This window comes from Streptomyces sp. NBC_01235 (assembly GCF_035989285.1).
Classification (GTDB): domain Bacteria; phylum Actinomycetota; class Actinomycetes; order Streptomycetales; family Streptomycetaceae; genus Streptomyces.
Genome location: NZ_CP108513.1, coordinates 1,993,786 through 2,006,788 on the forward strand (window position 1 = coordinate 1,993,786; position 13,003 = coordinate 2,006,788).

At 68.8% G+C, this 13,003-nt stretch carries 12 protein-coding genes and 1 pseudogene; 3 read left to right on the forward strand and 10 right to left on the reverse strand.

Features of this window, described 5'->3' with window-relative positions; translation table 11 throughout:
• Positions 1-68: 68 nt before the first annotated feature.
• Positions 69-407 carry a GNAT family N-acetyltransferase gene (locus tag OG289_RS08375; protein ID WP_327313375.1) on the reverse strand — a complete coding sequence of 113 codons (339 nt, stop codon included), beginning with the start codon at positions 405-407 and terminating at the stop codon, positions 69-71.
• Between the two features lie 236 nt (positions 408-643).
• On the opposite strand from OG289_RS08375, the gene OG289_RS08380 reads away from it, so the two are divergent.
• Together OG289_RS08380 and OG289_RS08385 are read left to right on the forward strand one after the other, a co-directional pair.
• Positions 644-1,849 (forward strand): IS110 family transposase, encoded by a 1,206-nt coding sequence (locus tag OG289_RS08380; protein WP_442819071.1) that lies wholly within the window; start codon positions 644-646, stop codon positions 1,847-1,849.
• 538 nt (positions 1,850-2,387) lie between these two features.
• A complete protein-coding gene (locus OG289_RS08385) occupies positions 2,388-2,963 on the forward strand; it encodes a Dps family protein (RefSeq protein WP_327313377.1) in 576 nt (191 codons plus the stop codon).
• A 90-nt stretch (positions 2,964-3,053) separates the two neighbouring features.
• Here the strand turns inward: OG289_RS08385 and OG289_RS08390 are convergent, their stop codons facing one another.
• The 6 genes from OG289_RS08390 to OG289_RS08415 all read right to left on the reverse strand — a co-directional run bounded on the left by OG289_RS08390 (position 3,054) and on the right by OG289_RS08415 (position 10,595).
• Positions 3,054-3,869 (reverse strand): carbohydrate ABC transporter permease, encoded by an 816-nt coding sequence (locus OG289_RS08390; protein ID WP_327313378.1) that lies wholly within the window; start codon positions 3,867-3,869, stop codon positions 3,054-3,056.
• An 11-nt stretch (positions 3,870-3,880) separates the two neighbouring features.
• Positions 3,881-4,828 (reverse strand): carbohydrate ABC transporter permease, encoded by a 948-nt coding sequence (locus OG289_RS08395; RefSeq protein ID WP_442818884.1) that lies wholly within the window; start codon positions 4,826-4,828, stop codon positions 3,881-3,883.
• Positions 4,800-6,050 carry a sugar ABC transporter substrate-binding protein gene (locus tag OG289_RS08400; RefSeq protein WP_327313380.1) on the reverse strand — a complete coding sequence of 417 codons (1,251 nt, stop codon included), beginning with the start codon at positions 6,048-6,050 and terminating at the stop codon, positions 4,800-4,802. The genes OG289_RS08395 and OG289_RS08400 overlap by 29 nt, the downstream gene beginning before the upstream one ends.
• 254 nt (positions 6,051-6,304) lie before the next feature.
• Positions 6,305-6,565, reverse strand: coding sequence for a hypothetical protein (locus OG289_RS08405; protein WP_327313381.1), 261 nt, complete (start codon positions 6,563-6,565; stop codon positions 6,305-6,307).
• 118 nt (positions 6,566-6,683) lie between these two features.
• Positions 6,684-9,431, reverse strand: coding sequence for a helix-turn-helix transcriptional regulator (locus OG289_RS08410; RefSeq protein WP_327313382.1), 2,748 nt, complete (start codon positions 9,429-9,431; stop codon positions 6,684-6,686).
• 135 nt (positions 9,432-9,566) lie between these two features.
• Complete coding sequence (locus tag OG289_RS08415; protein WP_327313383.1) at positions 9,567-10,595, reverse strand: helix-turn-helix domain-containing protein; 1,029 nt, start codon at positions 10,593-10,595, stop codon at positions 9,567-9,569.
• Positions 10,596-11,048: 453 nt separating this feature from the next.
• On the opposite strand from OG289_RS08415, the gene OG289_RS49595 reads away from it, so the two are divergent.
• Entirely contained in the window at positions 11,049-11,312 is a 264-nt protein-coding gene (locus OG289_RS49595; protein WP_442818885.1) for a helix-turn-helix domain-containing protein, read from the forward strand.
• Between the two features lie 63 nt (positions 11,313-11,375).
• Here OG289_RS49595 and OG289_RS08420 read toward each other — a convergent pair whose 3' ends face one another.
• From OG289_RS08420 to OG289_RS08430, 3 genes and pseudogenes are all read right to left on the reverse strand, one after another.
• A complete protein-coding gene (locus OG289_RS08420) occupies positions 11,376-11,819 on the reverse strand; it encodes an SsgA family sporulation/cell division regulator (protein ID WP_327313384.1) in 444 nt (147 codons plus the stop codon).
• A 126-nt stretch (positions 11,820-11,945) separates the two neighbouring features.
• Positions 11,946-12,296: pseudogene (locus OG289_RS08425) on the reverse strand (helix-turn-helix domain-containing protein); the annotation flags it as partial.
• 385 nt (positions 12,297-12,681) lie between these two features.
• Positions 12,682-12,978 carry a muconolactone Delta-isomerase family protein gene (locus tag OG289_RS08430; protein WP_327313385.1) on the reverse strand — a complete coding sequence of 99 codons (297 nt, stop codon included), beginning with the start codon at positions 12,976-12,978 and terminating at the stop codon, positions 12,682-12,684.
• Between the last annotated feature and the right edge of the window lie 25 nt (positions 12,979-13,003).

Here is a 13,003-nt window from a genome sequence, read left to right on the forward strand (position 1 = left end):
CGCACCGGCCCGCCGCCGGTTGCGCCGGGGCCTGTGGTGATGCTCCACCGTGGTCGGCCGGACAGCTCCTAGCCCAGTTCCGCGTCCAGCCACCGCAGTAGGTCGGGCGTCACCGGGTCGGTGATGTCGGCGAACTCGTCGTGCTTCCGAAGGTACTTGGCCACGTACGGGCACACGGGGACGATCCGCTTCCCCGAGTGGCGCACATCGGTGAGCGCCTGCTGGACCAGTTGCGCGGCCAGGCCCCGTCCGGCATGGGCCTCGTCGATCTCCGTATGGTAGAAGACGCGCTGGTCGTCATGGTCGCGGTACGAGGTCAGGCCTGCGCGCTCGCCGTCGACGAAGATCTCGTAACGGTGCCTCGCGTCGGCCCGCTCGACGACCGGTGCGGCGAATGACTGGCTCATGGGGGTTCCTTACGTTGTAGGTGGGTTGGTTTCGGTCACTCGTAGGATCGAAAGACCCAGGGATGCCGGGTGTGGCTCATGGGTTTCCGCCCGTTGGTGGCTTGAAAGGATTGGCCGCCCGGCATCCCGCGACGACTCGACCACTCATTGGGATGCGCGGCACAAGATCGCTTGGTAAGGACACGCTGGCGAGGTCGTCTGCTGGGCTGTGAACGGATACGACTTCGGAGGTGGCCGTGCCCGAACTGTGGGCTGGTACGGATGCGGGCAAAGCCGCGCATCACTGCACGGTGATCGACACCGACGGCACGCGGCGGCTGTCGCGGCGGGTGGACAACGACGAAACCGCGCTGCTCAAACTGATCGCTGATGTGCTGGAGTTGAGCGACGGCGATCCGGTGACCTGGGCGATCGACCTCAACGCCGGCGGGGCCGCGCTGCTGATCGCGCTGCTGACCGACAACGGCCAGCAGGTCCTCTACATCCCCGGCCGTACCGTCCACCACGCTTCCGGCTCCTACCGGGGCGACGGCAAGAGCGACGCCAAAGACGCCTTCGTCATCGCCGACCAGGCCCGCATGCGCCGCGATCTGGAGCCGCTGCACCGGGGCGACGGCATCGCCGTGGACCTGCGGATCCTCACCTCGCGGCGCCTGGACCTGGCCGCCGACCGCACCCGGGCGATCAACCGGCTGCGGGCCCAGATGCTGGAGTACTTCCCCGCCCTGGAACGCGCCTTCGACTACAAGACGTCCAAAGCGGCCCTGGTCCTGCTGACCCACTACCAGACGCCGGCCGCCCTCCGGCGGACCGGCGGAAACCGGCTCGCGACCTGGCTGAAGAACCGCAAGGTCCGCAACTACCAGCTCATCGCCGCCACCGCGGTGGAGGCCGCCGAGGCCCAGCACACCGCCGTCGCCGGGGAGAAGCTGGCCGCCACCATGGTGGCCAGGCTCGCGAGGGAGGTGATGGCCCTCGATGAGGAAATCGCCGAGACCGACGCCCTGATCGAGGGCCGGTTTCGCGACCACCCGCACGCCGAGGTCATCCTGAGCATGCCCGGCCTCGGCCCCGTCCTGGGCGCCGAGTTCATCGCCCACACCGGCGGCGACCTGAGCGTCTTCGCCAGCGCCGACCGCCTCGCCGGCGTCGCCGGCCTGGCCCCGGTCCCCAAGGACTCCGGGCGCATCAGCGGCAACATGCGCCGACCACGGCGCTACTGCCGCCGCCTGTTGCGGGTCTTCTACATGTCCGCCATGGTCGCCGCCCGCTCCTGCCCCGTCTCCAGAGCCTTCTACGAACGCAAGCGAGCCGAGGGCAAGGGCCACAAGCAGGCGATCATCGCCCTCGCGAGGCGCCGCCTGAACGTCCTGTGGGCCCTCATACGCGACGGCCGCCCCTTCGAGCTCGCAGCACCACAGACGCCCGTCGAGCTGGGCTGACACGCTCACAACGAGTCACCAACGCGGGTTGACAACTCCATTGGGAATCCTTTCGGAAGTCGGGTGATTCTCGGGGAGGTTCAGTGCTCGTTCCTGCCCCTCCCCCCCTGCGCGTGCGGCTGTCCGAGGTGCCGCCGGACACCAAGGGGTTCTTGCACTATGAGCGCCCGATGAGGTCGCGTGGTCCGGCGCCGTGCGTCGCAAGGCGCCGGAGAGCCCTTGATGGGGGTCCTCCCGCTCGAGCGCAGCCGAGAGCGGGGGAGGAACCACCAGGGCTTTTCGGCAACGCGGCGAGGTGCGGTGCCAGACCACGCGACCCGGGCGGGCACAGTGCAAGGACCCCTAAGGCTAGGGCGGTGGGACAGCCGCCCCGAGTCTCTGAGCGCACGGTTGTCGGCCCGAGAGCGCACGCCTGGGATCAAGCGGTGCGGCCGGTGCGCTCACGGGCACCACCGCATGCGCTGCTGGGCAACTCGCTCCGAGGTCCCGGACTACCGTCGTCTGCGTACGCACAGCACGGCACCCCAGGAGGCGCGCCATGACCACCGGTTCCAAGCCCACGAGCAGCCAACCGTGGCTGCATCAGAAGGGCGCGGTCATTCAGGAGTTCGGGACCGTCAAGCAGTTCCCGCTGGGGCTGTCGCACGACGCGCGCATGTACTCCTGCCAGCGCCTGAACAAGGTTCTCGCGGACACCCAGATCCTCTACGGCCTGTACAAGAAGCACCACTGGCTCCTGCGGGGCGCGACCTTCTACCAACTGCATCTCCTCCTGGACAAGCACGCGGGAGAACAGCTGGAACTCGTCGACACGATCGCCGAGCGGGTCCAGACCCTGGGCGGGGTCGCCGTGGGGGATTCCCGGCACGTCGCGGAGATCACGTCGATTCCGCGCCCGCCGGACGGCGTGGAGGAAGTCCCGGCCATGCTCTCGCGGTTGCTCGAGGCCCACGAGACCATCCTGGCGCAGGCCCACGACGCGGCTTCCCGGGCCGCCGAGCTGGGCGACGACGGCACCAATGACCTCCTGGTCTCCCAGGTGATCCGCACCGGCGAGCTGCAGGCCTGGTTCCTGGCCGAGCACCTGGTGGACACTCCCCTGGTCCGCACCTGAGCGGTGTTCCACGATGGCACGCGTGCCGGCGCCTTGGAGCTCGGCGTGACGGCACGCGTTCCATCGGGTCGCCAGGCGCGCTCCTCCGGCTCACTTGACGGCGTCGCCGGTGATCCCGGCGGTGACGTAGCGCTGAGCGACGACGAGCAGCACAGCCGCCGGGGCGGACGCCAGAACCGCGGTGGCCATGATGGCGTTCCACTGGTCGGTGTGAGCGCCGATGTATTCGTAGATGCCCAGGGTGATCGGCCGGACGGTCTCCGTGGTAGTGAGCGTGAGGGCGAAGAGGAAGTCGCTCCAGGTGAAGAGGAAGGTGAAGAGGGCGGCGGTGATCAACGAGTTGACGCTCACCGGGAGCACCACGGAGCGGAAGGTGCGCAGCCTCCCGGCGCCGTCCACGCGCGCGGCCTCGATGATCTCCCTGGGAATGGCCTGCATGAACGAACGCAGGATGATGATGGCGAAGGGGACCCCGGCGGTGGAGTCGGCGAGGACGAGTCCGAGATAGGAGTTCAGCAGTCCCAGGTCGTTGTAGGCGTTGTAGAGCGCGTTGGCAACGACGATGCCCGGCACCATCTGTGTGATCAGGACGCCGAAGAGTACGAGGGTGGTTCCTCGGGCGCGGAGGTGGGCCAGCGCGTAGGCCGCGGGCGCGGCGAGCCCGAGGCTGAGCGCCACGCTGCCGAGGGCCACGACGAGACTGGTGACGAGGTTGCGTCCTTGGTCGCGCAGTGCCGTGGCGTAACCGCCGAAGTCGGGGTGGAGGGGGAACCAGCCTCCCTGGAGTGTGTTGCCCGCCGGCTGCAGGGAGGCGTTCACCATCCAGTAGACGGGAAACAGCATCACCGCGAGCAGGATGATCCCGACGATCGTGGACGGCCGGCCACGGCTCGGTGCGCGCTTCACGGGATCCCCTCTCAGGTGTGCTGGGCGCGCCTGTGGACGCGCAGATAGACGAAGGCGAACGCGATCGAGATGGCGACGAGTACGTTGCTCATCGCTGCGCCGCGCCCGAACTCGAATCGCTGGAAGGACAGTTCGTAGGACTGGGTGGCGAGGGTCTCCGTGGCGTCAGCCGGTCCTCCGCCCGTCACTACGAGGATGAGGTCCAGCACTTTGACCGTGTAGACCACCCCCAGCACCAGGACGACGTTCACCACGGGGCGCAGCAGCGGCCAGGTGACATGGCGGAACAAGGCCACCGGGCCGGCGCCGTCCAGCTTCGCCGCCTCGTACAGATGTGCCGGGATGTCCTGCAGGCCGGTGTAGAGGATCGTGGTGTTGAAGGGGATGCCCACCCAGATGTTGACGAGGATCACCGACACGAGCGCCTCCGAGGTGCCGGTGAGCCAGGGGATGCCGGACGGCAGGAGTGGGAGCTCGCGCAGCGCGTCGTTGACGACTCCGCTGTCGGTGTCGAGCATCCACCTCCACGTCGTCGCGGAGACGACCAGCGGCAGCAGCCACGGCAACAGCAGGAGCGAGCGCAGAACGCCGCCGAGCGGGAAGCGGCGGTGGAAGAACAGGGCGAAGGCCAGGCCGAGCACGAACTGCCCGATGATCGAACCAGCGGTGAAAAGGACCGTGGTGAGCAGAGTCCTGGAGAACAGGTCCGACGACAGGATCTTCGCGTAGTTCTGCAGCCCCACGAACGGCGCGGCACCGGTGTAGAACGTCGTGGTCGTGTACTGCTGGAAGCTCATCACGACGTTCTTGACGAGCGGGTAGCCGAAGAAGAGCAGCAGGTACGTCACGGCGGGCACGAGGAACATCCACTGGGCGATCGGCTCCCAGAAGCGTGCCCGTGCGGTGCTCACTCGGAGGATCGGGGACTGGTCAGGAACCGGTCGCGATCTGCTGCGCATGCTCGAGTGCTTCCTCCGGTGTCTGCTCGCCCGTCAGCGCGGCCTGGATTGCGGTGTATATCCCGGTCGCCGCTTGGGGCCACTTGACGCCGAGTTCGCCGGTACGGGCTCGGGCTTCCTCCACACTCTTGACGAAGGCGGCCATCGAGGGGACCTGCTCGGCATACCGGGCCGCCACCGTGGTGCGGGAGGGCACGGTGAAGTTCTGCTTGGCCAGGGCGAGCATGTGCGAGGAGTCGTTCAGGCAGGCGAGAACCTGGGCGGCCTTCTCCTGCCGGGCCTTGGAAGCGGTCTGCGGGACCGTCCACACCTCACCGCCGAGCGGTGTGAGGAGGGTCTGCCCCTGTCTGCGGACGGGGATGGGGGCCACGCCCCAGTGCAGGTTCTCGGCCTTGTTCAGCGCGGAGATCCGCCAGGGGCCGTTGACCATCATGGCTGCCTTGCCGGCGACGAACTGGTCGTGGACATCGGCCTGGGTCCAGTTCAGCACCGACTTCGACATGGATCCGCTCTTGACCAGGTCGGCCCAGAGCTGGAGTGCCTGTGCGGCCTGCGGGGTGTTCAGCTGCTTCTCGTCCCCGCCGTTGGACCACAGGAACGGCAGGAACTGCCAGGTGCCCTCGAACGTGGCGTTCGCGTCGACGGCCATGCCGTAGCGCCCCGGGCGGGTCAGCTCGGCCGCCGCCGCCTTCAGCTCGTCCCAGGTCCTCGGCACGGCGACACCGGCCTCGGCGAGCATGTCCTTGTTGTAGATGAGGGCGATCGTGCTGACGGTGGGCGCCAGTCCGTACACCTTTGCCTGGTAGGTGCCGGCCGACAGGATGCCCGGGGTGAAGCCACTGGAGTCGACGCCGTACTGGTCCAGTGGTGCCAACGCGCCGGTCTGCGCGATCTGCTGCATGTCGGGGTTGTCCAGCATCAACAGGTCGGGAAGGGTGCGCGACGATGCCTGCTGCAGGACCTTGGGGACGAGCGACGCCCCCGGAACGCTTCTGTGCTCGACCGTGACGCCGACGGTCTTGCCGCAGGCGGTGAGCCGCTCGCCCCATTGGGCGTGTTCGGATGCGTCGGTGTAGTAGTCGAGCGCGGTGATGGAGGTCACCTTGCCTGTGGCGGATCCGGTTGCGGTTCCGCCGCCGCACCCGGCGGCCACCAGTGTCAGGGCGACGGTTGCGAACAGGGCCGTGATGCGTCGCGCCGACGGTCTGGCCGATGAGGTCATGGTGGCGCCTTCCCGAGTGATACCTGTTGCCGGAGTGTCGGTCTCGGGAGGTGAAGGCGGAACCCAAGGCGTCCCATGGCGACTCGCTCAGCCTGAGCCTGCGGGTGAAGGTCAAGCGCGCACGTCGCCGAGGAGACGGTCCATGCCGGTGTCTTCCCAGTCGAGCGGGGATATTACCCCATCAACTGCTCAGAAAGTATGTCGAAGTCCGTCGCCGAAACCGCGGCCAGAGCTCTGACCAGCAGCTTCCATGATCATCGCCGCCACGGCGCCGGGCTGTGGGAGAAGCACGGCGTGCGAACCGCCAGTACGTGTTCGGTGGCCGCCATGCGCTGTGCCATGAAGCGCTGAGCGGTGGGGCCGAGCATCCGGTCGGCGGCCGCGACGGCGTACCAGGACGGTCTGGAGGCCCATGCCGACGGGCCCGGCCTGGCGGTCAGCGCGCCCTGGGTGACCGGGCGTTGCGTCACGGCCGGCACATGGCTGACGCGCGGCGGCAGGTCCGCGGCGTACACCTGTGGGAACCGTTCCAAACGGATGCACAGCTCGCGTTCCGGGCCGGCGGGAAACGGGGGGAAAGCGGCGGCCGAGGTCGTGCCGGTCACCGGCGTGGGGGCGAAGCGGCAGGTACGCTCAGGCGTCGCCCAAGGTCAGCACCATGTTGGCAAGCTGAACCCGGGAGTTGACCGACAGCTTCCGGAAGACGGACGTCAGGTGAGTGTTGACCGTGTGCGGGGAGACGACGAGCGCGTCGGCGGCCGACCGGTTGGTGTGGCCCTCGGCGATGAGACGCGCGACGTTCTTCTCCGAGGACGTCAGCGCCTCCCATCCCTGGACGGGGCGTTGCCTGCTCGCTGCCCTGCGGCCACTGGCCCCTGCACCCTTCAGATCACGCTGTACGCGTGCCGCTGCGGCGTGTGCGCCTGACGCCGCGAACGCGGCATGGGCATCGGTCAGGGCCGCCACTGCCTGAGGTTTCCGGCCTGCCGCCAGGAGTGCCTGTCCGAGGTCTGCGCAGGCGGCCGCCCGGACCAGTGGGCGGGGGCTTGCCTTGAGCAGGATGACGGAACGTTCCAGCAGGGCGAGATCCTTGTTCACGAGCCCGCGGGCCTGCGCCGCGATGCCCGTGGCGGTGGGCACGGTCGGGTTGCGCTCGGCGTGGGCTTCGGCCTGGGCGGCCAGGTCCTCGGCGAGCCCGTGCTCAGCGCCTCGCAGGGCCATGCGTATCGCGGAGTCGACCCAGGTGCGCAGCAACCGCCAGCGCATGAAGGGACCTTCCTGCTGCACCTGCCGGATCTTCTCGATGGCAAGGCCGAGGTCCCCGTCGTCCTCGGCGAGGTCGGCTTCCAGGAAGCGGACGGCGGCCGTGTTGCCCGGGTTCGGCTTGGTCGCCAGTCTTTCCCGCGCTGCCGCCAGGTGCTGCCGCGCCGCTTGCCGGTCACCGCGCAGAAGGGCGATCCGGGAGCGGATCACGCGAGCGTTCACCTGCTGGACGGGCACCTGTACGTCGTCTTCCAGTCGCTCCATGGTCATGAAGTCCGCTTCGGCGTCGTCGAGCCTGCCCAGCCCCAGATGCTGCTGTCCCTGTGCCCACAGCAGCATTGCCTCACGCAGCGCCCCGGCATCGTCTGCCGACCGCAGAAGCAGCCGTTCGCCGGACTCGAAGTCGTCCAGGTGCTGGTACGCGACGATCTCCTCGGGAAGGAAAGCGGAATCGACCGCGCTGAGCGCGGTGAAGCGCTTCAGCGCGGTGGCGTTCTCCCCCGCGTTGAGCGCTGTCTCGCCGAGCCCGTACAGGGCCAGGACGTGCGCCTCTCGGTCACCGATCGCGATGGCGGCACGCAGCGCGTTCTCGCCTGTCTCACGCGCGGGGACCAGATCGTGGCTCCGGGACAGGGCCAGGGCGCGCAAGGCAACCAGCCGTGCCTCGACCTCCGGGGCGGCGCCCCCGACCGCTAGGGCCGTTTCGGCCCGGCGGCGCAACTCGTCGGCGAGATCCAGGTTCCACAGCGTCCCGCCGAGGGCCGCCTGCAGCCGGCCCAACGCCTCCAGGGGCGGCCGGCCGGCCAGCAGCCGGTCGCCGGTCGACAGCGCCTCTCGATTCCTGCCGGCCCGTGTCAGGCAGACGATCGCCTGCTCCCCCACGACGAACCTCGACGGCCGCGTGGCCGGTACCAGCTCCAGGGCGCGTGTCATGAGGTCGGCCGCGAGGCCCGGCGTGACCGGCAGTACGTCCTCAGCGGCTTGCCGCAGCAGCGCCACCGCGTCCTCGTCTCCCGGCAGGGCACCTCTGAGAATGTGCGACACCGCGTCGATCGGCTGGTGGCCCGCGGAGACAAGGTGGTTGGCGGCCTCCCGGTGCAGAGCCTTCCGGGCCGACGGCGGGATGTCGACGTAGACCGCCTGGCGCAGCAGATCGTGCCGGAAGACCAATTGGTCGCCGTCGTCGTCCAAGAGCCCGGCGCGCACCACCTCCTCGAGCGCGTCGACCAACAGGGCGGACGGTTGGCCGCAGAGCGCGGCAGCGTCCTGGAAGTGGAATCTGCGACCCAGCACCGCGCCCATCTGCAGGAAGCGCAGTGTGCCGGGTTGCAGGGACCCGAGTCTGCCGCGCACACCGACCACGAGCCCTGGGGGCACGGACTCACCCGAGCCGTCGGCCGTCCGAAGCCCGGCGAGCATCTCGACCGCCAGAAACGGGTTTCCGCCGGCTCCGTCGAGTAGCTCCCGTACCTGCTCGTCGACGGCCGCCCCCAGTGTGTCGCGGACCACTTGGCCGATGGCCGCGCCGGACAGGGGGCCCAAGGACACGGTGACCGTGGGGAGTTCCTCCCCCGCAGCCTCGACGATCTCCTCCGCCGGCCCCGGGAGGCCCTGTCGCCCGGTCAACATCCACAGGACCGGCGAGGGGCGCAAGCGGGTCGGAAGCTGTTTCAGGGCAAACCGGCTCAGAGGGTCGGCCCACTGCACGTCGTCCAGGGCGATCATCACCGGCACGCCGGCTGCTCTGGCTTCGATCGCCTCCGCGAGTCGCTCCACCAGCCAGATCCGCTGATCGTGACGGCGCGCGAGATCGGCGAAGGTGTCGCCGGACAGCAGCGGCTCGTCGCCTTGCAGGACGCAGGCCGCCAACGACGAGAGTGGCACGATGTGATGCAGCTCATCGGCCTTGCCGAGGCCGACCGAGAATCCCGCTGACCTGGCCCTGCCGACGGCCTCGGCAAGCAGCGTGGTCTTGCCGATGCCCGGCTCGCCCCGGATCAGGGTCAGCGCGCCGCTTCCGGTGCGGGCCACCGAGGCGATCAGTGTCTGCAGTTCCTCGAGCTCGGGCTCGCGGCCACGCAGACCGATCCGGGACAGCGATCCGCCTGACCTCGCCACTCGCGCCTCTCCTGCCGAACACCGGGTGTCCACTATGGCAAGAAGTCAGTGCATCCGGGCACAGGGGGCGAGTGACGCGGACCACGCCACTGTCTAGGGGCACGGCGGCGCGGAGCGACGGGAACGCCACTCGCCTCAGGCCGTCGCGGTCTCCAACACCCTTGGCACGCCACTCGGCGACAGAGACGTACGAGGCGCTCGCATCGAGGAGTCCCGCCACTCGGTGGGGGACATTCCATAGACATCCCGGAACACCCGGCTGAAGTGGGCGGCGCTGGTGAAACCCCACTGGCGAGCCACTGCGGCGATGGTCCGGCCCGCCGCCTCCCGGCGGGCAAGCTCACGTCGGCACTCCTGCAGCCGGCGACGCTGGATCCACCGGCTGACGGTGACGTCCTCGGTCTGGAACAGCTTGTGCAGGTAGCGTACGGACATCTGGTGGGCGCGGGCTATGGCGTCCGGCGTCAGGTCCGGATCGGCGAGGTGCCGGTCGATGTACCGCTGGATCCGTGGCAGAAGCACCTGGGGTGCGCCCGGTGTGTCACCCGCCTCCTGGTGAAGTCGCTCTCCGAGCAGGACGGTGAGGAGGTCGACGACGTGGCGGGCCAGTAGCTCACCGGTGGCCGACGGGTACGTTGCCGCCGTGTCCACCAGCTTGGCCAGAAACGGTGACAGCACCGAGCCCATCGTCGTGTCCGGGCCGATGGCTGTCGCGGTGAGCCGTTGCAGGTCGGACTCTCCCAGGCCCAGGAGCCGCCGTGGCAGGACAAGGGATTTCGTCTGGAACGGGTTGGGGAATTCCATCCGCAGCGGGCGTGCCATGTCGCAGATGACGATCTCCCCGGGACGCAGCTCGACCTCACGGGCGTCCTGCTCGAATCTGGCGACACCTCTGGCCAGAAGCGTGACGACCAGCTGCTGGTCTTCGCCCCGTGCGATGAGACGCGGAGTCCGCCGCGCCCCCAAGGGATCGCCCTCCACCGTGGCGACCTGCAGATGGCCCAGCCGGGACGTTCGGACGGATCCCGAGCAGACCTCGTCGGGGACGGTGACATCGACTGCGGCGAACGCGTGGGACAGGGCTGCGCGCCAGTACTCCAGCCTTTGGGGGGCGGGCGCCGAATGGGTGGAGTAAAGGGTGCCTGAGAGCTGCCTCCCGGACATCGGAATTGATGAATCCGGCGACATGTTCTCCACCCTTCGTCCGGTACGTTTCTGAACACCGTGCCAAAGGGCGTGCGTCGGCGCATCGCGTGAATCCGCTAGATCCGGGGTGCGGAACCGACTTGCCGCAGACGTGTACTCACGGTGTGCGGTCGCCAGGCAGTGGGAACGAGTACGGTCCCGCAGTCGAGTTCCACGAGTCGAGGATCGGCGACCGGCTCGCCCTCAACGCCCTGGGCCTCGTCACCGCACTCGTCAGGGAACTCCTGGCAGAGAAGAGCGGGCCGGAGGTGTCCGACACGGCGAGTCCTCGCAGCGAGACGCTGACCCGGATCAAGGAATTCGCCGAAGCGAACCTGATGGATCCCGACCTGTCACCCGAATCGATCGCGCTCGCGCACCGAATTTCCGTCCGTTGTCTGCACCAGCTCTTGGCGGAACGACGGTGCGACGGTGAGCCAGTGGGTGCGGCAGCGAAGGCTCGCCGCCAGTCGGCGAGAGCTGGGTCGGGCGTCGAGCCAGAGGCTGACCGTGGCGGCTGTGGCGCGCCGGTCGGGTTTCACCAGCCCGTCGCACTTCAGCCGGGTGTTCCGCGACGCCTGCGGTAGGTCCCCCTGTGAATGGCGGGCATGCACGTGGTCGACCCTGGAATCTCCGACAACCGAAGACCAGGTGCCCTGCCCGGGAAAGAGCATTTTGATCAGTGATGCCGCCTGATCCCGCTCGGTGGCCCGCTCGCTCGCCGTAGCCGCCACATGCCGTGGCGAGCGGGCCTGCTCGTCACTCGCTTCCCGCCATGAGTTCTGCCACGACGCGGTCCAGGTCGATGTGGACGCCCTCCGTGCCCGGCGGCACGACGATGGCGCTCTGGGCCAGGAACGCGGTGACCGCCGAAGCCGCGATGTCCAGCAGAGCGGCGCCCGCGGCGGACCTGACGACTATGCGCACCGAGTGCCGATGGCAGTGGTGCGGGGGTATCACCAGGACGTCTCCGACGCCCACCGGTCGATTCAATCCCTCCGACAGGAGGCTGCGGGCGAACACCCAGTCGACCGTGCCGGTCGGCGTCCCTCCGAGGGAGAGGCACACGGCGTAGGGGTCCGTCCTGTCGTAGCGCAACTCGGCGGGCAGTGGTACCGGTGGTTCGTCCGTGACGACGACATGCACCACGACCGCGTGGGTGACCGAGGTGCCATCGGCGGCACCGGAAAACGGCTGAGTCATTTCTTACCCCGATCGCAACTGTTCTGTGGGGGGCAGCGCCTACGCAAATGACCCTAAAGTCGTCAATGGAAGCAGCTTGTCGGGGAACGTACTGAGTGTTGCCCGTGAGAGCCCGGACCGCGGACTTCACGAATCGACGAGCCCCGCAGGGAGCACACCTACGGTGCGGGTCGCACGCCACTTGCTGGGGGACATCCCGTAGGCGGCCCGGAACACCCGGCTGAAGTGCGCGGCGCTGGTGAAACCCCACCGGTGTGCCACCGCGACGATGGTGCGATTCGCGGCCTCCCGACGCAGCAGATCCCGTCGGCACGCTTCCAGGCGACGGCTCTGGATCCAGCGGCTGACCGTGGTGTCCTCGGCCTCGAAGATCTTGTGCAGGTAGCGCACGGAGATGCGGTGAGCGCGGGCGATGACCTCCGGGGTCAGGTCGGGATCGGCGAGGTGCCGGCCGATGAACGCCCGGATCTGGTCGAGACGCCGCTGGACGGAGGAGCGCAGGCGCTCGGGGATCATGCCACGCGACAGCCGCGCCACCTGGTTCTCGATGATCACCGAATCCTCGTCACGGAGCCCGCCGAGCAGCTCCACCAGCAGCAACGGCCCGCCCTCCGCGCGGCCGGCGGCATGCAGAAGGCCGGGATCGGGAGCCGCGCCCAGTACGTCCTCGGCGATCTGGGCGACCGCCTCGTCCGTGAGCGGGCCGAGGCGCAGCTCGTACGCGCCTGCCTGCTGAAGTCGGTCCAGTGTCACTCGTACCGACGGTGTCCCTGACGGTGGGCAGGGCAACTGGTCGCCGTGGTCAGGGATCGGCGTCCTTCGTCCGGACGGGCGAAGGACGCCGACGAGACTCCTGGACGAACTAGCCGCGGCTGTCCGCCGCTTCCAGGGTGAGGGGGTGGGTGGCCAGCGGGGTCACCTGGATGTCCGCGTAGGGCCGGATGGGCAGGGAGGCCAGCACCTTCTCCAGCTCATCCGCGTCTGCGGCCGACCAGATGCCGACGTTGCCGCGCTGGCCGGGCATCCGCCAGATGTGCTTGAGGACGCCTGTGGCCATGAGTTCGTGCGCGTGCGCGTGCTCGCGCTTGACGACCTCGTCGCGTTCTTCGACCGGCAGCTCGTAGACGCGGGAACCGTCGAGGTGGATCATGAAATCCATGGAAGTCCTCCTTGGGTGAGTTGTT